The organism is Clavibacter quasicaliforniensis (assembly GCF_051201715.1).
GTDB lineage: Bacteria > Actinomycetota > Actinomycetes > Actinomycetales > Microbacteriaceae > Clavibacter > Clavibacter seminis.
This window is the reverse complement of the sequence record NZ_CP139624.1, coordinates 39,904-62,443: the sequence shown is the minus strand read 5'-3', so window position 1 is coordinate 62,443 and position 22,540 is coordinate 39,904. Positions and strand designations below refer to the sequence as shown.

The 22,540-nt window shown below is 71.8% G+C and carries 18 protein-coding genes; 14 read left to right on the top strand and 4 right to left on the bottom strand.

Features of this window, described 5'->3' with window-relative positions; translation table 11 throughout:
- Positions 1–82 precede the first annotated feature (82 nt).
- The 11 genes from NL142_RS00290 (at position 83) to NL142_RS00240 (ending at position 16,225) form a co-directional block, all read left to right on the top strand.
- Positions 83–586 (top strand): sigma-70 family RNA polymerase sigma factor, encoded by a 504-nt coding sequence (locus tag NL142_RS00290; protein WP_435080482.1) that lies wholly within the window; start codon positions 83–85, stop codon positions 584–586.
- A complete protein-coding gene (locus NL142_RS00285) occupies positions 583–1,371 on the top strand; it encodes a hypothetical protein (protein ID WP_435080481.1) in 789 nt (262 codons plus the stop codon). Before NL142_RS00290 ends, NL142_RS00285 begins: the two co-directional genes overlap by 4 nt.
- A gap of 250 nt (positions 1,372–1,621) precedes the next feature.
- Positions 1,622–2,938, top strand: a complete 1,317-nt coding sequence (locus NL142_RS00280) for an AAA family ATPase (protein WP_435080480.1) — start codon at positions 1,622–1,624, stop codon at positions 2,936–2,938.
- On the top strand, positions 2,935–3,765 hold the full coding sequence (locus NL142_RS00275) for a DUF4435 domain-containing protein (RefSeq protein ID WP_435080479.1): 831 nt from the start codon (positions 2,935–2,937) through the stop codon (positions 3,763–3,765). The genes NL142_RS00280 and NL142_RS00275 overlap by 4 nt, the downstream gene beginning before the upstream one ends.
- Before the next feature lie 619 nt (positions 3,766–4,384).
- Positions 4,385–4,990 carry a 4-phosphopantetheinyl transferase gene (locus tag NL142_RS00270; protein WP_435080478.1) on the top strand — a complete coding sequence of 202 codons (606 nt, stop codon included), beginning with the start codon at positions 4,385–4,387 and terminating at the stop codon, positions 4,988–4,990.
- A gap of 64 nt (positions 4,991–5,054) precedes the next feature.
- Positions 5,055–8,465: a thioester reductase domain-containing protein gene (locus tag NL142_RS00265; protein ID WP_435080477.1), complete on the top strand. Its 3,411-nt coding sequence runs from the start codon at positions 5,055–5,057 to the stop codon at positions 8,463–8,465.
- Positions 8,466–8,720: 255 nt separating this feature from the next.
- On the top strand, positions 8,721–10,316 hold the full coding sequence (locus NL142_RS00260) for an APC family permease (RefSeq protein WP_435080476.1): 1,596 nt from the start codon (positions 8,721–8,723) through the stop codon (positions 10,314–10,316).
- Positions 10,313–11,155 (top strand): urea amidolyase associated protein UAAP1, encoded by an 843-nt coding sequence (locus NL142_RS00255; RefSeq protein WP_435080475.1) that lies wholly within the window; start codon positions 10,313–10,315, stop codon positions 11,153–11,155. The genes NL142_RS00260 and NL142_RS00255 overlap by 4 nt, the downstream gene beginning before the upstream one ends.
- Positions 11,152–11,844 (top strand): urea amidolyase associated protein UAAP2, encoded by a 693-nt coding sequence (locus NL142_RS00250; protein WP_435080474.1) that lies wholly within the window; start codon positions 11,152–11,154, stop codon positions 11,842–11,844. Before NL142_RS00255 ends, NL142_RS00250 begins: the two co-directional genes overlap by 4 nt.
- On the top strand, positions 11,841–15,506 hold the full coding sequence (gene uca / locus NL142_RS00245; protein WP_435080473.1) for an urea carboxylase: 3,666 nt from the start codon (positions 11,841–11,843) through the stop codon (positions 15,504–15,506). Before NL142_RS00250 ends, uca begins: the two co-directional genes overlap by 4 nt.
- Positions 15,507–15,529: 23 nt before the next feature.
- Positions 15,530–16,225 carry a TetR/AcrR family transcriptional regulator gene (locus tag NL142_RS00240; RefSeq protein ID WP_435080472.1) on the top strand — a complete coding sequence of 232 codons (696 nt, stop codon included), beginning with the start codon at positions 15,530–15,532 and terminating at the stop codon, positions 16,223–16,225.
- 37 nt (positions 16,226–16,262) lie between these two features.
- On the opposite strand, the gene NL142_RS00235 is transcribed toward NL142_RS00240, so the two are convergent.
- A complete protein-coding gene (locus NL142_RS00235; protein WP_435080471.1) occupies positions 16,263–17,006 on the bottom strand; it encodes a TetR/AcrR family transcriptional regulator in 744 nt (247 codons plus the stop codon).
- An 82-nt stretch (positions 17,007–17,088) separates the two neighbouring features.
- Here NL142_RS00235 and NL142_RS00230 point away from each other — a divergent pair, with 82 nt between their 5' ends.
- Positions 17,089–18,642 (top strand): MFS transporter, encoded by a 1,554-nt coding sequence (locus NL142_RS00230; protein WP_435080470.1) that lies wholly within the window; start codon positions 17,089–17,091, stop codon positions 18,640–18,642.
- On the opposite strand, the gene NL142_RS00225 is transcribed toward NL142_RS00230, so the two are convergent.
- Entirely contained in the window at positions 18,614–19,369 is a 756-nt protein-coding gene (locus NL142_RS00225) for a DeoR/GlpR family DNA-binding transcription regulator (RefSeq protein ID WP_435080469.1), read from the bottom strand. The genes NL142_RS00230 and NL142_RS00225 overlap by 29 nt on opposite strands.
- Positions 19,370–19,423: 54 nt before the next feature.
- Here NL142_RS00225 and NL142_RS00220 point away from each other — a divergent pair, with 54 nt between their 5' ends.
- On the top strand, positions 19,424–19,792 hold the full coding sequence (locus NL142_RS00220; RefSeq protein ID WP_435080468.1) for a DUF4406 domain-containing protein: 369 nt from the start codon (positions 19,424–19,426) through the stop codon (positions 19,790–19,792).
- Positions 19,793–19,823: 31 nt separating this feature from the next.
- Positions 19,824–20,768: an alpha/beta fold hydrolase gene (locus NL142_RS00215; protein ID WP_435080467.1), complete on the top strand. Its 945-nt coding sequence runs from the start codon at positions 19,824–19,826 to the stop codon at positions 20,766–20,768.
- 25 nt (positions 20,769–20,793) lie between these two features.
- Here the strand turns inward: NL142_RS00215 and NL142_RS00210 are convergent, their stop codons facing one another.
- Together NL142_RS00210 and NL142_RS00205 are read right to left on the bottom strand one after the other, a co-directional pair.
- Positions 20,794–21,384: a dienelactone hydrolase family protein gene (locus NL142_RS00210; protein ID WP_435080466.1), complete on the bottom strand. Its 591-nt coding sequence runs from the start codon at positions 21,382–21,384 to the stop codon at positions 20,794–20,796.
- Positions 21,385–21,517: 133 nt separating this feature from the next.
- A complete protein-coding gene (locus tag NL142_RS00205) occupies positions 21,518–22,522 on the bottom strand; it encodes a MerR family transcriptional regulator (protein WP_435080465.1) in 1,005 nt (334 codons plus the stop codon).
- Between the last annotated feature and the right edge of the window lie 18 nt (positions 22,523–22,540).

The window sequence follows — 22,540 nt, the reverse complement described above, 5'->3', positions numbered from 1 at the left end:
GCGCGCACCCGCCGCCTAGGCTGAGGGGATCACGATGGCGCTCGTCCTGACGCGTCCGGCCCCTGCACCCGAGCGGAGCACGATGAGCGCGTCCCCGCCCGGCTTCGACGTGCGCGAGGCGTTCGCGGAGCACGGCGGTGCGATGCTCGGCTTCGCGGTCAACGCCCTGCAGGATCGCCAGCTCGCCGAGGACTGCGTGCAGGAGACGTTCCTCCGCGCCTGGCGCGCCCGCGACTCCTTCGACGGCGAGCGCGGCAGCGCGCGCACCTGGCTGTTCGCGATCGAGCGGCGGGTGATCCTCGACGTGCACCGCGCCCGGGCCCGCACGCCGCGCATCGTGGCCGAGGACGAGGCGCCCGAGCAGGCGACGCGGGAGGCGGATCCGCTCGACCGCCTCGGGATCGTCGAGGGGCTCGCGCGACTCAGCGACGCGCACCGCGAAGCCGTCGTCGCGGTGCACCTCACCGGGCTCAGCTACCAGGAGCTCTCCACGGCCACGGGCGTGCCCGTCGCCACCCTGCGCACGCGCGTCTTCCACGCGCTCCGCGCCCTCCGCACGCATCTCGACGAAGTGGATCCCGCATGACCGACGACCGCACCCCCGAGCAGCACGGTCGCGAGCCCGACGACCGCCGCGGCGAGCTCATCGCGGCGGCCCTCGCCGACGACCTCTCCCCCGCCGAGACCGCGGAGCTGGATGCGATGCGCGCGGCCGACCCCACGATCGACGAGGAGATCACGCTGCTCGGCGGGCTGCCGGCGGCGCTCGGCGGGCTCGGCTCGTGGCAGGAGGCGGAGCCGAGCGACGAGCTCGCGCGCCGGATCGGCCTGATCGCGGACGGGCGCCGCGAGGTGGAGCCCCTGGCGGCGACCACGGCGACGGCCGCCGCGGATGGGCCCGCCGACCTCGACGCGCACCGCGCGCGCCGCGGATCCGGCCCCCGCCGCACCGCGCTCCTGATCGCCGGCGCGGCAGCCTGCCTCGCCGTCGGCGCCGCGGGAGGCGCGTTCCTCGCGACCCCACGCGCCGACGTCGCGACCGGCCCGGCCGGCACGCTCGGCGCCGTCGAGGACGTCACCTTCGCGGGCGCGCCCGCGGGCGTCGACGTCACGGGCGACGTCGTCGCGCACACCTGGGGCACGGAGACGCTGCTCACGGTCGACGGCCTGACGGTCGGCGACAGCTACTCCGTGGTCGTCGTCGACGCCGCGGGCGGGGAGCACTCCTCCGGCACGATGCTCGGATCCGCCGTGCGCATCGACTGCCGCCTCAACGCCGACGTGCTGCGCCAGGATGCCGCGTCCGTCGAGATCCGCGACGCCGCGGGCGACCGCGTCGCCGTGGCGGAGCTGCCGCCCGTCGACGCCTAATGCCACTGCCCCAAAGTCGAGGAAGCCCAGAACAGCCATTCTGGCCACAAAAGGCGAACGCGTAGCAGTGACAGTAACTATTTGATATCCCCCCTTTTTGGGGCAACAGCGCCCGGTCATTTCGCGCCCTAGCGAACTTGCTGATTAGCAACAGATTCGCTGGAGCAGATCCACCCATGCCCATCGCCTTTAAGCAGCTCAGTAATGAAAGCCCCCTGACAAGACCGCATCCGTGCCCTAGCGTTTGCACATGCCCGTACATAGGTTCGTCGTTGAAAAGCTATTTGGATCGCTTCGACATGAAGTGGAGATGCACACTGAGGGTCTTACGTTTCTTTTCGGCCTTAATGGCTCCGGCAAGACAACGACCTTGAATTTGCTCGATGCCATCTTCAGTCGCCAATTCGATACCGCGCTTCGCACCCCCTTCGGCTCACTTCATATCACGCTTGTGAACGGAAAACAAATCACGGTGGAGCGCGACGGCATCGTAAACGACCGCGGCCATGATGATTACATATTAAGATTTCTAATGGACGGGATGCCTACTTGGCAGTACCACCGATCCCGCCCTGGCCGAAACTCGCCAGCGCAATACATTTTGCGCAATTACCCGAACCTTCGACGTATCGGGCCTCGCGTCTGGAGCGATCGACTCACAGGGCGACGACTTACGCTTGACGACATATCGGAAGAATATCCCGATTTCCCTGCAGAACTACTAGGACTCGAAAGCATTCCGGGCTGGCTGCTCGAATTCATAGAGGAGGAATCTACTTACTTTATTCGCGCAGACAGACTTCACGGCAATAGTCCGAATGGCGATCCGCAGGCTGACTCGACTTCACCAGGGGATGATATCCCGCAGACTGTGGAAAGTTTTGCCGAAGATCTCGCCAAGAAACTGAATGAATCGCTCGCCAACTACGGCGACTTTTCTCAGGCCAAAGAAAGTAGCTTTCCGCAACGCTTCCTAGAGGAACATCGAAGCGGCAGTGCTGTGGAGCTCCGGGAAACTGTTCAGACTCGACATGCTCAGCAAACCGCCCTACGCTCCCGCTATGTGGCCGCCGGACTCCTCGAACCCGGCCAAGACTTTGCCTTACCTGCAGAATTCGATGCAGATAAGGTACAGTTTCTTTCGGCTTATCTAGATGACGTTGACGCAAAGCTGTTTCAGCTGGCTGGCATTGCCGCCAAGCTTGAGCTATTTCTCGATATCATCAATTCTAAGCTGCGGCGTAAGCGCATAGTTGTCGATCGCCGGTTGGGGTTCAGGATTGACGCAGATGGGTCCAATTTGCCGCTCAACGCCCTGAGCTCAGGCGAGCAGCAGGAAATTGTCTTGACCTATGGGCTGCTCTTTAGGGAAACGCCCGGAACTTTAGTACTTATCGACGAGCCGGAGCTGTCCCTGCATGTCGCTTGGCAATTTCAGTTAGTACCCGATTTTGTGAAGATTGCCCAACTAGCAAAACTCACGTTTTTGGTGGCGACACACAGTCCTCAAGTCGTCAACGGTAGAGATGACATAACAATATACCTAAACGACGGTGCTAAATCATGACCCCCGTTACTCCCGGCTCACTGGCTACTACCGTTAGGGGCCTTCGCCAAGCTGATGCCGTCAAGCCAGTCGTCCTGCTTGAGGGCCGAAGTGACTATTTTATGTACGCGAAGCATTTCGGCCACGCCGAAACCTATCAACACATTGTATGTTACGGAAAAGGCAACTTACTCGAAGCCCACGCCCTTCTTGAGGCCTCTCGCGTCGAACGTGTCCTATCCATTTGCGACGCGGATTATGACCGTGTCCTGAACGACAAATTACCAGCTGGCATTGTTATGACCGATCTCCACGACTCTGAGATGTTCGCGTTTGCGTCCAATGCCTACGGACGGGTCGTTGAGGAGTTACTCAGCGCAGTAGACGTTCACTCAAGTGAAGAGCGGCAAAAGGTAAGTGACGCTGCATTCGCGGCCGCTCAAGCCATAGGACGTCTCAGAATATATAATCATCAACGAAGTGCACAGCTAAATTTCAAGGGGTGTCCACCCGGTCAACTTGTCGGCAGCGATGGATCATGGAACTCGAACGACTATATCCAGCAGCTACTTGCCGCGAGTCCACGATCCAATGTCTCATCGGATCAGGCACTTCGAATCATGGGCGAGGATGTCGGGGTGGAGTTGGTCGACCTTGTTAATGGGCACGATCTGGCAAGTCTGACGGGTGCACTTGTATGCGTTCCATATGGGGCCGTTGCGAAAACCAGAGATGACATCGAGATGTTGCTTAGGGTGGCACTGTGGCCAGAGGAATTTCAAGCTACAAACATGTATGTGCAAATCGCCTACTGGGAGCAGCGAACTGACGCCGACATTCTTGCTTAACTGGGTGGTGTGACCAATTCGTCGCCTACTGAATTAGACCCGATACCCATGCGATGGTCAGGCAAACTTTCAAGTAGAGGGTCGGACGCGAGAAGACGCTGACTACAGATTCCCGCGTCCCCACGATAGACGGGATAGCCGCGCGCGTGCCTTTGAAGACGCCGGGGAGGTAGGAGTCAACGACGCGGTGCCGCTCGCCGTTGCTGATGGCTCCGGTGGGTCGCCTTGGCAAGTGCCGGCGTCGTCTGTGAGCGTGATGAGAGGCCGCGTGCCTCGAGCCCGGTATCGACCGCGCAGGTGGCGTCGGCCGAGACCGCCGCGTCTACGACGTGCGCTCCGGTTCGCGGGGACGGCCGCGCAGTCCCAGCGAGACATGCGGACTGCCGTTCGAAGTAATCGGCCCCCACCCCCCCCCCGGGCACCTCCGTCAATGACCCATGACACAATTCCGGCGCGACTAGAGCGGCGCGCCGCCGACCCCTTGCCCCTGAGCACCCGGCCGCGCAGTGTAGTGCGCCGCCCGGGACCCGGGAACCATGGAGGAAGCGGGGGTTTAGTTGTTTCAGTGCAACTACTATCGCGGGTTTCCTGGGAGGCCCTCCTCCCGGATTCCGTGGTCGTGGCGGCTGCCGACCACGACGTGGACGGAGGCCTGGCCGACGACGAGAGCGACGCCGTCGCGACCGCGCTCCCGGGCCGTCGCGCGGAGTTCGTGACCGGTCGCGCGCTCGCCCGGCAGGCGCTCGCGGCCATGGGCATCCGACCCGGACCGATCCCGGTCGCGCGGAGCGGAGCGCCCGTGTGGCCGGCCGGGGTCGTCGGCAGCATCACGCACTGCGCCGGGCTCCGCGCGTGCGCCGTCGGGAGACGTGACGAGCACGCCGGGATCGGCATCGACGCGACACCCGCACGCCCCCTCCCGGGAGGCGTGCTGGCGCGCGTGGCGGATCTCGGCAGCGCACCCGTCGCCGCGGGCCTCGACGCGCTCCGGGCAGCCGGGGTCGGGAGTCCCGACAGCGTGCTCTTCGCCGCGGCCGAGGCCGTCGCGAAGGCGCGGACCTCGGCGCACGGCGGCTGGCACGGCATCGACGGCGCGGAGATCGCGCTCGACCCGGACGGCTCATTCGCCGTCCGCGCACGCCGGGGACCGGCGTTCGCCGGGACCGGGAGGTGGGCGGTGGCCGGGGGGCTGGCGCTGGCGGGCATCGCGCTCGACGAGCACTGAAGCCGGCGCGCAGGGGCGCGCCGGGACGAACGACGAGAGGACGAACACATTGGGGACCGAGCACATGAGCACTGAGCAGATGGGGACCGAGCAGATGGGGAGCCAGCACGACGACACCTCGATCGAGGCGATCTTCGGGCAGCACGCCGAGCGGACGGCGCTGCGGCAGCGGTCCGGGCCTGAGGTCACGGACATGAGCTTCGGGGAGCTGTGGGACCGGGCGAGCGCGCTGGCCGCGGCGCTCGGTGAGACGGTATCGGCCGGCGACCGCATCGCGGTGCTCGGCACCGCGACCGCGGACGCCGTCACGCTCGACCTCGCCACGTGGATCCTCGGCGCGGTGAGCGTGCCACTCCAGGCGAGCGCGCCCGTCGGGACCCTGCAGCGGATCGTCGAGGAGACGACGCCGGTGTGGATCGCGGCCACCGCCGAGCAGGCCGCGATGGCCCGGGCGGTCGCCGAGGCAGCGGAGGACGACATCCGGACGATGCTGCTCGACACCGGCACCGACGGCGACACGGACACCGGCACCGCCCTGACGCTCGACACGCTCGTCGCCCGCGGGGCCGTCCTGCCGCGCCGGAGCCCGTGGCACCCCGCGCCCGGCGACGACCCGCTCGCGCTCCTGCTCTACACGTCGGGCAGCACCGGGACGCCGAAGGGCGCGATGTACACGCGCTCCATGGTCGAGCGGATGTGGCACGCCATGCGGACCTACCCGGCCATCGGCCCGGACGCATCCACGACCGCGGACGATGGATCCGATGACGCAGCCGACGCCATCGTCGGGTACGCGTACCTCCCGATGAGCCACCTCACCGGCCGCTCCTCCCTCCTCGCCACGCTCGGCCGCGGCGGCACGGTCGCGCTCGCCACCTCGACCGACCTGTCGACGCTCTTCGACGACCTGCGGACCTTCGCCCCGACCGAGTTCGTCTTCGTGCCGCGCGTCGCGGAGATGGTCCGGCAGGAGGGCGACCGCGAGGAGCAGCGCCGGCTCGCCGCCGGCAGCGCGGACACGGACGCGGTCCGCGCCGATGTCCAGGCCGACCTGCGCGTCCGGGCGTTCGGAGGCCGGATCCGCCGGGCGATCTGCACCAGCGCCCCGCTGACGCCCGAGCTCCGCGCGTACGTCGAGGCCTGCCTCGGGATCACGCTGCACGACCTGTACGGGTCGACCGAGGCCGGCGGCATCCTCCACGACGGGGTCATCCAGCAGCCTCCCGTCACCGAGCACAAGCTCGTCGACGTCCCCGAGCTCGGGTACCGCACCACGGATCTCCCGCACCCGCGGGGTGAGCTGCTCGTCAAGAGCGCGTCCGTGATCGCCGGGTACTTCCGCCGGCCGGACGTCACCGCCGCGGTGTTCGACGAGGACGGCTTCTACCGGACCGGCGACGTCATGGCGCAGACCGGACCCGGCACCTACGAGTACGTCGACCGTCGGAACAACGTGATCAAGCTGTCGCAGGGCGAGTTCGTCGCGGTCGCCTCGCTCGAGGCGACGTACGGCGGGACGCCCGAGGTGCATCAGATCGCCCTGCACGGCGACAGCCGGCACGCGTTCCTCGTCGCGGTCGTCGTCCCGGCAGAGGCCGGGGCCTCGGAGCGCGACATCCTCGGCGCCCTCCAGCGCACCGCCCGCGAGCACGGCCTCGCGCCCTACGAGGTGCCGCGCGGCGTGATCGTCGAATCCGAGCCGTTCACGGTCGACGGCGGCATGCTCTCCGACGCCGGCAAGCTGCTGCGCCTGCGCCTCACGCAGCGGTACGGCGAGCAATTCGCCGCCCTCTACGACACGCTCGAGGAGCAGCAGACCGGCACCCTCGTGGCCGCCCTCCGCGACCGCGCCGACGACGAGCCGACGGTCGACACGGTGGTGCGCGCCGCCCTCCAGCTCCTCGGGGCCGAGGTGTCCCCCGCGACCGCCGCCGCGGCCCGGTTCTCCGACCTCGGCGGGGACTCGCTGTCCGCGCTGACGTTCTCCGGGATCCTCGAGGACGTGTTCGGCACCGAGGTGCCCGTCGGCGTCCTCACCGACCCGACCAACGACCTCGCGGCCGTCGCCGCCTACGTGGAGCGCTCCGCCTCCGACGACCGGCCGACCGTGACCCGCGTGCACGGCGCCGGCGCATCCACCCTCCGCGTGGGCGACCTCCGCCTCGACCGGATGCTCGGAGGCATCCCGACGCCGGTCCCGCGCGCCTCGACCACCCCGGCCGGAGCCCGGACCGTCCTGCTCACCGGCGCGAACGGCTACCTCGGCCGCTTCATGGCCATCGACTGGCTCGAGCGCCTCGCCACGGAGGGCGGCACGCTGGTGTGCGTCGTGCGCGGCGCCGACGACGCCGACGCCCGGCGCCGTCTCGAGGCCGCGTTCGCCGCGGATCCCGCGTTCGCCCGGCGCTTCGCCGAGCTGTCGGGCTCGCTCGAGGTGCTGGCCGGCGACGTCAGCGAGCACCGCCTCGGCCTCGACGAGGAGCGGTGGATCGAGCTGGCCGCGCGAGTCGACCTCGTCGCGCACGCGGCGGCGCTCGTGAACCACGTGCTGCCATACCAGGCGCTGTTCGGCCCGAACGTCGTCGGAACCGCCGAGGCGATCCGGCTGGCGATCGCCGCCGGCAGCGTGCCCGTCACCTTCGTGTCGAGCGTCGCCGTCGCGGGCGGTGCGCGGCCGGGCGCGGCAGCGGACGCCGAACCGGCAGCGCCCGCCGCGCTCGACGAGCACGCCGACATCCGCGTCATGATCCCCGAGTGGGCCGTCGGCGACGAGTACGCGAACGGGTACGGCGCGAGCAAGTGGGCGAGCGAGGTGCTGCTCCGCGAGGCGCACGAGCACCACGGCGTCCCCGTGGCCGTGTTCCGCTCCGACATGATCCTGGCGCACCCGCGCTGGCGCGGCCAGGTGAACCTCCCCGACGTCTTCACCCGGCTGATCTGGAGCGTGCTCACCACCGGCCTCGCGCCGGCCTCGTTCGTGAGGCGCGGCCCCGACGGCGAGCGCCAGCGCTCCCACTACGACGGCCTGCCGGCGGACTTCACGGCGGCGGCGATCGACGGGATCGGCGCGGCGCTCACCGAGGGGCACCGCACCTTCAACGTCGTGAACCCGCACGACGACGGCGTCTCGCTCGACACCTTCGTCGACTGGCTCCGCGAGGACGGCCACGACATCGAGCGCGTGGAGGACCACGCGGAGTGGGTCGACCGCTTCCGCGCCGCGCTCGGAGCGCTCCCGGACGCGGACCGCGCCCGGTCGGTCCTGCCGCTGATGCACGCGTTCGCCGCACCCGAGGAACCGCACGCCGGCTCGGCGATCCCGGCGGACGCGTTCGCCGCGGCCGTCCGCGCGGTGCGCCCGCTCGGGTCGCCGGACATCCCGTCGCTCGACCGCGCGCTCATCACCAAGGTGGCCGACGACCTCGCGTTCCTGGCGCTGCTCGCGCCTGCGCCGGCGCAGGCGGCAGCCGCGTGATGCCCGCGCACGAGGAGTGAACCCGAGGGGCCGGCAGCCATCAGCTGCCGGCCCCTCCGCACGCGTGGGCGGCGCGCGACGGCGACCGGATCCGTCGCGGCGGAGAAGATACACGCCGGTAACACGAGGGAAACGGCCGCGATACCGGGCAGAACCACACTGGACGGAAATACCTATCGCTCGATAGATACTCCGACCGGGCAACCGGATCTCCGGCGCACCTGCTCCACCGCGCCCTCGTGAGAGGCCAGAACATTGAGCACCCCGAACCTCCCCACGCCGGCCGCGGCACCCACCACGGCCCCCGCCCCCGTCATCCCGCCCGGCTACGCCCAGGAACTCCACCGTGGCGTCGGCCCGTTCTCCTCCTTCGCGGCCGGGTTCTCCTTCGTCTCGATCCTGACGACCGTGTTCCAGCTCTTCGGCCTCGGCTTCGGGCTGGGCGGCGCGGCCTTCTTCTGGGCCTGGCCGATCGTGTTCGTGGGCCAGCTGCTCGTGGCGCTGAACTTCGCGCAGCTCGCCGCGTCGTGGCCGATCTCGGGCGCGATCTTCCAGTGGTCGAGCAGGTTGGCGGGCACGACGTTCGGCTGGTTCACCGGCTGGACCATGATCGTCGGCCAGATCCTCACGGTCGCCGTCGCGGCCATCGCCGTGCAGGCCGTGCTGCCGTCCATCTGGGCCGGGTTCCAGATCGTGGGCGGGCCGGACGCGGATCCGTCGGTCGCCTCCCCCACGGGCTCCGCGAACGCGGTCCTGCTCGGGATCATCATGCTGGCCATCACGACGGTCGTGAACATCCTCAGCGTGCGGCTCATGGCGCGGGTCACGACCGCGGGCGTCGCCATCGAGATGGTCGGCGTCGTCGCGCTCGTCGCCGTGCTGTTCCTGCTGCCGAAGCGCGGGCCCGAGGTGGTCTTCACCACCGCGGGATCCGCCAGCGAGGAGCCGTACGTGTGGGCGTTCCTCGCCTCGTCCCTCATGGCCGCCTACGTGATGGTCGGCTTCGACTCCGCGGGCGAGCTCGCCGAGGAGACCCACAGCCCCCGGAAGACCACGCCGAGGACGATCATCCGCGCGCTCACGGTCTCCGGGCTCGGCGGGGCGCTCCTCATCGTGGGCGCGCTCGTCGCGGCGCCCAGCCTCACCGACGGCCAGCTCGCCACGCAGGGCCTCGCCTGGGTGATCACCTCGGTCGCCGGCGAGGTGGGCGGCCGGCTCCTGCTCTGCGCGGTCGCGGTGGCGGTGTTCGCGTGCACGCTCGCCGTGCAGACCTCGGGCACCCGCATGATCTACTCGATGGCCCGCGAGAAGGCGCTGCCGTTCCACCGCCAGCTCGCCAAGGTGTCGCCGCGCACGGGCACGCCCGTGCTCACCTCCGTCGTCGTCGGCGTCGGCGCGGTGCTCGCCCTCGCGGTCAACGCCGGGCAGTCCGCCATCTTCACGGCGCTCTCGAGCCTCTGCATCGCGATGCTGTACCTCGCCTACCTCGGCGTCACCGGCCCGCTGCTGGTCGCCCGGATCCGCGGGCGCTTCCCGGCCGGCGGCGTCGACGAGGACGGCAAGCCGCTCTTCACGCTCGGCCGATGGGGGATCCCGGTCAACGCCGTCGCGGTGCTCTTCCAGGCGGCCATGGCCGTGAACCTGATCTGGCCGCGCCCCGAGATCTACGACCTCACGGGCGAGTCGTGGTGGCTGCAGTACAGCGCGCTCCTCTTCATCAGCGCCACCCTGCTCGTGGGCTGGGGCTACCACGCGTGGCGGCACCGCTCCGACGGGCCCATCCAGCTCACGGAGGTGCCGACCACGGCGACGATCCCGGTGGTCGAGCCGGCGGGGGCGTCCATCCGATGAGGGACCTGCGAACCACCGACAGCGTCACCGCGTCCCGCGCCGACGCCCGCGCGCAGGCCGACCGCCGGAGCGAGTGGATGCCGTACGTGCCCGCGTCCTCGTCCCCGTTCCGACCCGAGGGCGTCGCGGCGGACGGGCTCACCTGGGCCGAGACCGTGGCGCCGGGCGGGTACGCGCACCGGGTGTTGGCGCGCGGATCCCGCCTCCGCCTCGACGACCCCACGGGCGAGGCGTGCGCGCACCTCGTGCTCTACGACGCGGAGGCACCGTGGGAACGGCTGAACGTCGCCGACACCGTGAAGATCCCGTGGCAGGCGTACCTCGGCGAGGGCTCCCCGCTGCTGAGCGGCGACGGGCGGATCCTCGCGAGCATCGTCGAGGACACCTCGGGCCACCACGACGCACTCTGCGGCACCTCCACCGACGCGCTCAACGACCGGCGCTACGGCGGATCCGCGCCCGAGGGCCCCACGCCCAGCGGCCGGTCGCTGCTCGTGAAGGCCGCCGCGAAGCACGGGCTCACGCGACGCGACCTGCCGCCCGGCGTCTCCCTCTTCCAGGGCGTGCGGGTGGAGGCCGACGGCGCGCTGCGACCAACGGGATCCGCGGGGCCGGGCACGCACGTGACCCTCGTGGCCGAGATGCCGCTCATCGTGCTGCTCGCGAACGTGCCGCACCCGCTGGATCCCCGGCCCGACCACGTGGTGGGCCCGCTGCGGATCCACGCCTGGCGCGGATCCCCCACCGGCCCGGGCGACGCGCGCTTCCACGCGACCCCCGAGCTCACGCGCGCCTACCTGAACTCGATCGACCACTGCGAAGCGAGAGGAACCCGATGACCCGCACCGTGGCATCCCCCGTCCCGACCGGCGCCGTCCACGCGCCCGACGCCGTGCTCGACTGGGCCGCGTCGCTCGTCGACGGCACCGTCGTGCGCGACGACCGCGTGGCGCCCCTCGCGCCCTGGTCGGCCGTCGTGCGCGCCGGCGAGGTGCTCACGATCGTGGACGTGGGCGGCAACCAGTCCGCCGACTGCCTCATCTACGACGCCGCCGACACCGCCGAGCGCTACAGCGTGCCCGACACCCTCGTCGCGCAGGGCAACGCGTACATCCGCACCGGCACGGTGCTCATGTCGAGCGAGGGCCGGCCGCTGATGACCGTGGTGGGCAACGAGATCGACCGGCAGGACACCCTCGGCGGCGCCTGCTCGAAGGAGTCGAACACGCTCCGCTACGGCCACCACACCGCGTACCAGCACGGCTGCCGCGAGAACTTCCTCACGGAGGCGTCGCGGCACGGGTTGGGCGCACGCGACATCGTGTCGAACATCAACTGGTTCATGAACGTGCCCGTCGAGGAGGACGGATCCCTCGGCATCGTCGACGGCCTCAGCGCGCCCGGGAAGCGGGTCGCCCTGCGCGCCGAACGGGACGTGCTGGTGATCGTGTCCAACTGCCCGCAGATGAACAACCCCTGCAACGACTTCAGCTGCACGCCGTTGCGGATGATCGTGGTGCAGCCGTGAGCGCGCTCGTGAGCGGCGCAGCCGGCGAGCGCCGCGCGCTCGACCTCGACACCGTCCTCGTCGCGAACCGCGGCGAGATCGCGTGCCGCGTGATCCGCACCGCGAAGGCCATGGGGATGCGCACGGTCGCGGTCTTCTCCGACGCCGACCGCGCGGCGCCCCACGTGCGCGAGGCCGACGAGGCCGTGCGGCTCGGGCCCGCCGCACCGCGCGAGTCGTACCTGCGCATCGATGCGATCATCGAGGCGGCGCGCGCGACGGGCGCCGGCCTCATCCACCCCGGCTACGGGTTCCTCAGCGAGAACCTGGAGTTCGCGTCGGCCTGCGAGGAGGCGGGGATCCGCTTCGTCGGGCCGACCGCCGACCAGATCCTCGCGTTCGGCGCCAAGCACACCGCGCGCGAGCTGGCCGAGGCCGCCAGGGTGCCGCTGCTCGCCGGGACCGGGCTCCTCGCTGACGCCGACGAGGCGGTCGCGGAGGCCGACCGCATCGGCCTGCCCGTGATGCTCAAGGCCACGGGCGGCGGGGGCGGCATCGGGATGCAGGCGTGCGCGACCGCGGCCGAGGTGCGCGAGGCGTTCGGGCGGGTGACGCGGCTCGCGGAGTCGGCGTTCGGATCCACCGGCATCTTCCTCGAGCGGCTCGTGCGCCCGGCCCGGCACGTGGAGGTGCAGCTCGTGGGCGACGGCACCGGCCGAGTGGCCGTGATCGGCGACCGCGACTGCTCACTGCAGCGCCGCAACCAGAAGGTGATCGAGGAGGCGCCCGCGCCCGCGCTGCCCGACCGAGTGCGCGCGCAGCTGCACGACTCGGCCCGCGCGCTCGCGGAGTCGGTCTCGTACCGCAGCGCCGGCACGGTCGAGTTCGTCTACGACCCGGTGCGCGAGGAGGCCGCGTTCCTCGAGGTGAACACGCGCCTGCAGGTCGAGCACCCCGTCACGGAGGAGGTGCACGGCGTCGACCTCGTGGAGCTCATGCTGCGGCTCGCGCGCGACGGCGCCGCCGGGCTCCCCGACGACCTCTTCACGCGCGACTGGATCCCGGAGGGCCACGCCGTCGAGGCCCGCGTCTACGCGGAGGACCCGGCGAAGGGATCCCTGCCGTCGAGCGGCCTCGTGACGCAGGCCGTGCTGCCCGCGGGCCCGGGGATCCGCGTCGACGGCTGGATCGAGACCGGCCTCGAGGTCTCCGCCTCCTACGACCCGCTGCTCGCCAAGGTCATCGCCACGGGCGAGACCCGCGACGACGCGCTCGACCTCCTCGGCGAGGCGCTCGACGGCTCCAGGATCGACGGCATCGTCACGAACATCGGCCTGCTGCGGGCGCTCACCGACGACATCGAGCTGCGCACGGCCACGCACTCCACGTCCACGCTCGACGAGACGGACGACCCGGCGCCGCGGATCGATGTCCTCTCCCCCGGCACCATGACCACGGTGCAGGACCTCCCCGGCCGGCTCGGGTACTGGCAGGTGGGCGTGCCGCCGAGCGGCCCGTTCGATCCCGTCTCGCTCGCGGAGGCGAACCTCGCCGTCGGCAACCCGGAGGGCGCGCCCGGCCTCGAGATCACGGCCGACGGACCCGTGCTGCGCTTCTCGACCGCGTCCGTGGTCGCGGTGACGGGCGCGCCCGCGCCGGTCACGATCGACGGCGAGGCAGCGGCGATGTGGGAGCCGCTCGAGGTCGCCGCCGGGCAGATGCTCGCGATCGGCCGCGCCGACGGGCCCGGGCTCCGCCTGTTCCTGGCCGTGCGCGGCGGGATCGACGTGCCCGCGTACCTCGGGTCGGCGTCCACCTTCACGCTCGGCCGCTTCGGCGGGCACGCGGGCCGGGCGCTGCTCGCCGGCGACGTGCTGCGGCCCGGATCCCCCGACTCCGACGCCGACCACCCCGCGTTCCCCGCGGGCGCGCGCCTCGGGATCATCGGCGGCCCGACGCCGGCGCACCGCCGGCCCGCGCTCACCTCGACGTGGGAGATCGGCGTCACCGAGGGCCCGCACGCGGCGCCCGACTTCTTCACGCGCGCCGACATCGACGTGCTCTACGCCACCGACTACGGCGTGCACCACAACTCGGCGCGCACCGGGATCCGGCTCATCGGCCCGCGGCCCGGCTGGGCGCGCGAGGACGGCGGCGAGGCGGGGCTGCACCCGTCGAACATCCACGACACCCCGTACGCGGTCGGCGCGATCGACTTCACGGGCGACACCCCGATCATCCTCGGGCCCGACGGCCCGTCCCTCGGAGGCTTCGTCTGCCCGGCGGTCGTGGCGAGCGGCGAGCTGTGGAAGCTCGGCCAGCTGCGGCCCGGCGACACCGTGCGGTTCGTGCCCGTCACCGAGGCCGCGGCCGCGTCGCTCGTGGACGCGCGCGCCTCGCTCCAGGTGATCCGCGCGGGCGGCGACGGCGACGACGGCGTGATCGGCCGGCTCGAGCCGACGGATGCGCGCCCGGGTGTCGCGTACCGCCGCGACGGCGACGACAACGTGCTCGTCGAGTACGGCGACATGACCCTCGACATCGCGCTGCGCATGCGCGTGCACGCGCTGATGACCCGGCTGCAGGAGCACATGCCGCCCGGCGTGCTCGAGGTGACGCCGGGGATCCGCTCGCTCCAGGTCCGCACGGACGCGCGTGTGCTCAAGGCCACGGCCGTCACGCGGCTGCTGCAGGAGCTGGAGGACGAGATCCCGCCGACCGGGCAGCTCGTCGTGCCGTCGCGGAAGGTCCGGCTGCCGCTGTCGTGGGACGACCCGGCGACGCGCCTCGCGATCGAGCGCTACATGGCCGGCGTCCGCGACGACGCGCCGTGGACGCCGTGGAACATCGAGTTCATCCGCCGGATCAACGGCCTCGACTCGGTCGACGACGTCTTCCGCACGGTCTTCGACGCGAGCTACCTCGTGCTCGGCCTCGGCGACGTGTACCTCGGGGCGCCCGTGGCCACGCCGCTGGATCCGCGCCACCGCCTGGTGACCACGAAGTACAACCCGGCGCGCACCTGGACCGCCGAGAACTCCGTCGGCATCGGCGGCGCGTACCTCTGCATCTACGGGATGGAGGGGCCGGGCGGGTACCAGTTCGTCGGCCGCACCGTGCAGATCTGGAACCGCTTCCGCCGCGGCGGCCTCTTCCAGGAGGACCCGTGGGCGCTGCGGTTCTTCGACCGCATCGAGTGGTACCCGGTCGGCGCGGAGGAGCTGCTGGAGCTGCGCGCCGAGACGGACGCCGGCCGCGGGCGCTACGAGACGGAGGACGGCGAGTTCTCCATCGCCGACCACCACGCGTTCCTCGCCGCGAACGACGCGTCGATCCGCGACTTCCGCGACACGCAGACGCGCGCGTTCGAGGAGGAGAAGGCGCGCTGGCGCCTCTCGGGCGAGTTCGACGTGCGCGACGAGCCGCCCGTCGTCGAGGCCGCGACCGTGCCGATCCCTCCGGGCGCCACCGCCGTGACGGCGCCGTTCACCTCGACGGTCTGGCGCGTGGACGTGCGCCCGGGCGATCTCCTCGGCGTCGGCGACGCCGTGCTCGCGGTGGAGGCCATGAAGATGGAGTCCGTCGTGGGCGCGCCGGTCGCGGGGCGCGTGCTCGACGTCCACATCCGCCCCGGGGAGCAGGTCGCGCCCGGGCAGGTGCTCGCGGTGATCGGCGCCGCGTGAACCCCACCTGCGAGGATGGCCGGATGGCCAAGGACGACAAGCCGGCCCGCGTCGGCCGCCCCCGCGCGGTACCCGACGCCGGATCCCCGCTGAGCCCGCGCGAGCAGATCCTCGACGCCGCCGCCGCGCTCTTCGCCGAGCACGGGCTGAGCGGCACGTCCACGCGGGCGATCGCCGAACGGGTCGGGATCCGGCAGGCCTCCCTCTACTACCACTTCGCCGGCAAGGACGACCTGCTCGTCGAGCTGCTCACGCGCTCCGTGCGCCCCAGCCTCGACGTGGTGCGCGGCATCGAGGACCTCGTGCCCGACCGCGCCACCGCGGCGGCCGCCCTGCACGCGCTCGTGATGGTCGACTTCCGCACGCTCGCCGACACCCCGCACAACATCGGCACGCTCTACCTGCTGCCGGAGGTGCAGGGCGAGCGCTACGACGGCTTCCGCGTGCAGCGCCGGGAGCTGCAGGACGCGTACGGCCGGATCGGCACGGCCGCGGCGAGCGCCGACGTCCGCGCGACCATCGAGCCGGATGCGCTGGGGGCCGTGCTGATCCAGCTGGCCGAGCTCGTGATCCAGCTGCGTCGCCGCGGCGAGCCAGGGGACGCCGACCGCGACGGCATCGCGGCCACGTGCCTGCGGGCGTGCGGGCTGGGGACGGCGGAGATCGCGGAGGCGCGTCGCGACGCGGAGGAGCTGCTGGCGGCGGCGCCCGCGCTCTAGCCCACGCCCTCGGCGACGCCGGTCACGACGACCCGGGTCACGACGCCGGCGGCAGCCCCGCCTGCTGACGGACACCCGCCAGCAGCAGGTCGAGCCCGGAGCGGAACACGTCGAGGTCGTCGTGCGTCGCCATCTCGCCCGCGGCGTCGTGGGCGAACGGGTACTCCTCGGGGTCGAGCTCCCGCCAGCGGTCGGCGAGCGTGCCCAGGAAGCCCTCCCGATCCAGCCCGCTCTCCAGGAACTCCTGCGGCGGCGGCTCCGCGAGGTCGGCCGCGACGCCCACGACGTAGCTGACGATGGACGACACCGCGTGGAACCGCTGCCGCGACGTGAGGTCGAGCCCGAGCAGCTGCTGCCCGATCCGCTCGTACATCATCATCGAGTTCGGCTGCAGCCCGTTGTTCCGGAGCATGTACTGCCCGAACCACGGTCGGCGCACGAGCTCGTCGAAGAGCGCGAGGGCGACGGCGCGCACGTTGTCGACCGGGTCGGATCCGTGGGTCAGCGGCTCCGTCTCCGTCAGGACCCGGCCCATCACCTCCTCGGTCACCTTCTCGAGCAGCTCGTCGCGGCTCGCGACGTACCAGTAGATGCTCGCCACGCCGCCGCCGAGCCGTGCCGCGAGGGCCCGGAAGGTCAATGCCCTCTCCCCCGACTCGTCGAGGATCGCGATGGCCTCCGCCAGCACGGTGTCGAGCGAGTGCGACGCGCGCTGCCGGCCTCGCGCGCGGGCGGGCGGCGTGCGGGTGCTCTCCGTCTTCGGGGATCCATTCGCGGCCATGCCTTGCATCCTACCGAACGTCGTTCCATACTATCGAACGTCGTCCGATACTCGTACGGCGTTCGATAGAATGAGGACCCCGATGAGCACCCCCACGACCACCACCACCCCACCCCGCGGCTACGCGTCCCTCCGGGCCGCGGCCATCCCGCTCGCCGCGCTCTGCCTGGCCTTCTTCGTCGAGATGGTCGACAACACGCTGCTGTCGATCGCGCTGCCGACGATCGGGCGGGCGCTCGACAGCGGCACGACGGGGCTGCAGTGGGTGACGGGCGCCTACTCGCTCACCTTCGGCGGCCTGCTCCTCACAGCGGGCTCGGCCGCCGACCGGTTCGGCCGCCGTCGCGTCCTGCTGATCGGCCTCGCGGCCTTCGGCCTCATCAGCGTCGCCGTCGTCCTCGTCACCGACATCGGCCAGCTCATCGCCCTGCGCGCGGCGCTCGGGGCCGCCGCTGCCGCGATGGCGCCGGTCACGATGTCGCTGATCTTCCGCCTCTTCGAGGACGACAGGCTGCGCATGCGCTCGATCACGATCGTGATGATCGTGGGCATGTCCGGGTTCGTCCTCGGTCCGCTCCTCGGCGGGTCGATCCTCGGTGCCGTGAGCTGGCAGTGGCTGCTCGTCGTCAACGCGCCCCTGGCGCTGCTCGTCTGGATCGGGGTCCGCCTCGGGGTCCCGGCCGACCGCCGTGAGGACCTCACCTCCGAGCGGCTCGACCTGCCCGGCACCGTGCTCACCGTCGCCGCGATCGGGCTCGGCTGCTACACGCTCACGAGCGGCGTGGAGCGCGGCTGGCTCGCGCCCCTCACGCTCGCCTGCGCGCTCGGCGCCGTCGCCGCGGTCGCGGGCTTCGTCCTCCGCGAGCGCCGCGCGGCCGCGCCGATGATCGACCTCGCGATCTTCCGCGCGGGGCCCGTCCGCGGCGCCGCGCTCACGCAGCTGGGGGCGTCGGTCGCGTTCGCGAGCATCCTGTTCGGGCTGATCCTGCACTTCCAGTACGCGTACGGCTGGAGCCCGATGCGGGCCGGCCTCGCGAACCTGCCCATCATCGTCACGATGATCGCCGCGAGCCCGATCGCCGAGCGGCTCGCCACGCGCCTCGGCCACCGCATGGCCTGCCTCGTCGGCACCGGCTTCCTGGTGGGCGGGCTGCTCGGCCTGGCCTGGGCCGTCGAGCACGGCTACCTCGCCATCATGGCGACGATGATCGTGTTCACCGTCGGGCTGCGGACGATCATGACCATCTGCGCGGTCGCCCTGGTCGAGTCGATGCCCGCGAACCGCACCTCCATCGGCGCGGCCCTCAACGACACCGCGCAGGAGCTCGGCACGAGCCTCGGCACCGCGGTCGTCGGGACGCTCATCGCGGCGCTCGTCACGACCGCGCTCCCGGTGGGTGCGTGGAGCGCCGAACTGGTCCACTCCTTCTTCGCAGGCGAGCGGACCGCCTACCTCGTCGTCGCCGTGCTCACCGGCGTGATCGCGACGGTGGGCGCGCTGTCGCTCACGGACTCGCGCACGACGGAGGAGCCGGCCACGGCCGACGAGCCCGAGCCGTCCGATGCGTCCGAGCCGTCGACCGTCGACCGCGCCGCGGCCCTCGAGGTCAGCGCAGCCGCGCCCCGGCCCGAGTGAGCGCCGCCGCGACGTCCGCGTCGAGGGGCGCGTCGGGATCCAGCACGAGACCCGTCACCTCGGCGAGGTCGAGCACGGGGAACGCGGAGGCGGCGCCGACCTTCTCGGCGCTCGCCAGCACGAAGGTCTCGGTGGACCGCTCGGCCATCGCGCGCTTGGTCGCGGCATCGTCGAGCGAGCCCGTGGTGAGGCCCGCGTCCGGGTGCACCCCGGTCACGCCGAGGAAGCAGACGTCGGCCCGCACGCGACGGAGCGCCTCCGCGGCCAGCGATCCGCTCGCGACCATCGAGTGCCGGGACAGGGTGCCGCCGACGAGCACGATCTCGACGAGCGGGTGGTCCGCGAGCGCGACCGCCACGAGGGGACCGGGCGTCACCACCGTGAGCCGCAGGTCGGCCGGGATCGCGTGGGCCACCTCGAGGGCCGTCGTGCCCGCATCGAGGAGCAGCGTGGATCCCGGCCGCAGCAGCCGCACCGCCGCCCGGGCGACCCGCTGCTTGCTGTCCACCGCGATCGCCGCCCGCTCGGCGTGGTCCCGGATCGCCGGCGACACCGGGAGCGCGCCGCCGTACACGCGCTGGAGCCGACCCGCCTCGGCGAGCGTCCGCAGGTCGCGCCGCACGCTGTCCTCCGTCACGCCCAGCCGCGCGGCCGCGTCCTTGGCGACGAGCCGGCCGTCGCGCGCGAGCTCGGTCAGCATCCACTCGTGCCGCTCCGCAGCGAGCATTCGCGTTCCTCCTCGGTTTTGCGCGCTCGTGCGCGTTTCGTCTAGCGTACTCGGGTGACCGACCCGCAGCTGATCCTCATCGCCGGCCCCTACCGCTCCGGCTCGGGAGGCGATCCCGAGCTCATCGCCCAGAACCTCGCCCGGCTCGAGCAGGCGGCCTGGCCCGTCTTCCAGCTCGGGCACGTGCCCATGATCGGCGAGTGGGCGGCGCTGCCGATCCTGCGCGTGGCCGCGGAGGCGGGCGTCGACACGGAGGCCGGGCCCGACGTCATGTACGAGACCGCGTCGCGCCTCCTCGCGCACTGCGACGCCGTGCTCCGGCTCCCCGGGGAGTCGTCCGGCGCCGACGCGGACGTCGCGATCGCCCGCCGCCTCGGCCTCCCGGTCTACGCGGACGTGTCCGAGATCCCCGCCCGTGGCTGAGGCCGCCACCACGCCCCGGCCGCGGAAGCGCATGCGACGACCCCTGCGGATCACCCTCCGGATCGTCGCCGTGCTGGTGGCGCTGCCCGTCCTGGCGCTGGCGACCACCTCGATCGTGAACGCCGTCGCGACGCCGGCGGACCTCGCCGCCATCGAGCCCTACGGCGAGCGCGTGCCCGTCGACGGCAAGGAGATGAACGTGGTCGTCAGCGGTACCGCCGCGGAGACCATCGTGCTGCTGCCCGGCCTCGGCACCGCCGCCCCCGCCCTCGACTTCCAGCCGCTCATCTCCGAGCTCGACGACACGCACCGGGTGATCGCCGTCGAGCCGTTCGGCACCGGGCTCAGCGACCAGACCGACACCCCGCGCACGGCCGCGGCCATCGCCGGCGAGGTCCACGCGGCGCTGCAGCACCTGGGGGTCGACCGCTACGTGCTCATGGGCCACTCGATCTCCGGCGTCTACGCCCTCGAGTACGCCGAGCGCTACGGCGACGAGCTCACGGCCTTCGTGGGCATCGACAGCAGCGTGCCCGATCAGCCCGGGTGGGACGCCCCCGCGGCGACGGACGGGCTCACGGCGCTCCGCGACCTCGGGATCCTCCGCGTGCTCTCCGCGGTGGGTGGCGACGCGTACGCGGGGCTCCCCTACGACGACGCCACGAAGGAGCAGATGCGCCTCCTCGCGACCCGGAACGCGACGGCCCCGACGCTCCTCGACGAGATGGAGCGCATGCCCGAGACCTTCGCCTCCACCAGCGGGGAGACGTTCCCGGCGGATCTGCCCGTCCTGCTCTTCGTCGTGCCGGACGCCGCGGGCGGGGACGGCTGGGTCGCGCTGCACGAGGCCCAGGCGGCGAGCGTGGAGCGCGGCGAGGTGGTCCCGCTCACGGGCGACCACTACCTGTATCACACGAGGTCGCCCGAGATCGCGGGCGCCACGGACGCGTTCCTCGCGTCGCTCCCGGCCCGCTGACGGCGGCGGCCGGCGCGATCCGGCGTCAGCCGATCCGCGCCAGCAGCTCCAGCGACCGCTCCACCACGAGCGCGGTGGCGACCGGATCCGACGACGGCAGCGACGCGTCCGTGAACAGGTGCGCGTCTCCGTCGTAGACGAAGACCTCGGCGAGCTCCGGGCCGACCTCCGCGACCAGCTCGCGGGCCGCGTCGAGGTCGCCCTCGCCCGCGAAGAACGGATCCCGCGCCATGCCGTGCACCTGCACCGGAAGCCCCGACGGCCACGGCCCGAAGGACCACTCCGCCGAGAGCGACACGAACGACTCGTAGAGGAGCGCGCCGCGGGCACCCGGGCGGGTCTGCGCGAGGCGCTGGGCGATGGATCCGCCCCACGAGAACCCGGCGTAGACGAGCTCCGCGGGCAGACCGTCGAGGGCCCGCGCGGTGCGCTCGGCGACGACGTGGTCGGCGAGGCCCGCCATCAGCGCGAGACCCGCCTCGATGGACCCGGGCAGCGCGCCGTCGAACATGTCGGGCACGTGCACGGTGTGCCCGCCGTCGCGCAGCGCGTCGGCGAAGGCGTGGGCCCCGGGGGTCGCGCCCTGCACGTGGTGGAACAGCACGATCTCGGCCATGGCGCGCCTCTCGTCGTCCGCGCACGGACGCGGATCCGGGCGCTCCCGTCGCGGGGCGCCGTGCCGCGAACCTACTCCGCGGCTCCGCGGCTCGATCGGCCCGGAGGCTGGGATCCGCGACGCCAACGCCCGCTCACGGCGCGGGCGGCCCCCACACCACGAAGTCCATGGCCAGCTCCATGGACCGGAGGCGGGCCGGGGAGAAGTCGTAGGGCATCTTCGCGAAGGCGTCCATCGTGCTCAGGGACCGGGCGGGCCGGCCGGAGCCGCCGCGGGCCTCCTCCTCGTCGCCATCGCCGTCGGGGTGCAGCTCGTCCCAGGCGGCGACCAGCTCATCGTCCTGCCGCGGGAGGTCGGACGCCTCGATCGCCGCCTGCAGCGCCTCCTCGAACGCGCGCCGCTCGGCCGCGACCTCCGCCACGCGCGGGTCGTCGACGGAGACCGTGTCGTCGAGCGCCTCCTCGGCGGCGTCGACCCGGTCCGACGCCTCGCGCAGGCCCGGCAGCGTGGCGACGGCGATGTACCGGGTCGCGTTGAGGGCCGCGACGAGCGTGCCGAGGCTGCGCTCCATGACCAGCAGGGCGTCGAGGTCGGCCTGGCGGAGGGATCCCTCGGGCAGGCCCTCGAGGCGGCGGGCGACGAGGTCGGAGAGGAGGCCGAGCCTGCTGCCCCGGGCGCGCAGCCGACGCACGGCGTCCCGCTGCCGTCGCAGCTCCGCCTCCTGGGCCGCGAGGGTCGCCTCGAGTCGGCCGAGGACGTCGGCGACGTCGTCGTCCCCGGCGGTGGCCGGGGCGGCGGGAGCGGCGGCATCCGCGGCAGCAGCGGCGCCCTCCTCCGCCTCCGGGTCGGCGAAGGCGGCGCGGATGTCCTCGAGGGCGATCCCGGCGTCGGCCATGCGCCGGATCCACATCAGCCGCACCATGTCGGCGTACCCGTAGCGACGGCGGTCGTCGGTGCCGCGCTCGGGCTCGGGGATCAGGCCGATCTGGTGGTAGTGGCGGATGGTCCGCGGCGTGACGCCGACGAACGCGGCGGCGTCGCCGATGCGGACCCGGCGGGGCGGGGTCGGCATGGGGATCGGGGAAGTGGTCACGACGGGGTCGCCCTCGGTCGGGTGGGTCTCGGCGGGGTGGGTCATGGGACCACCCGATCACAT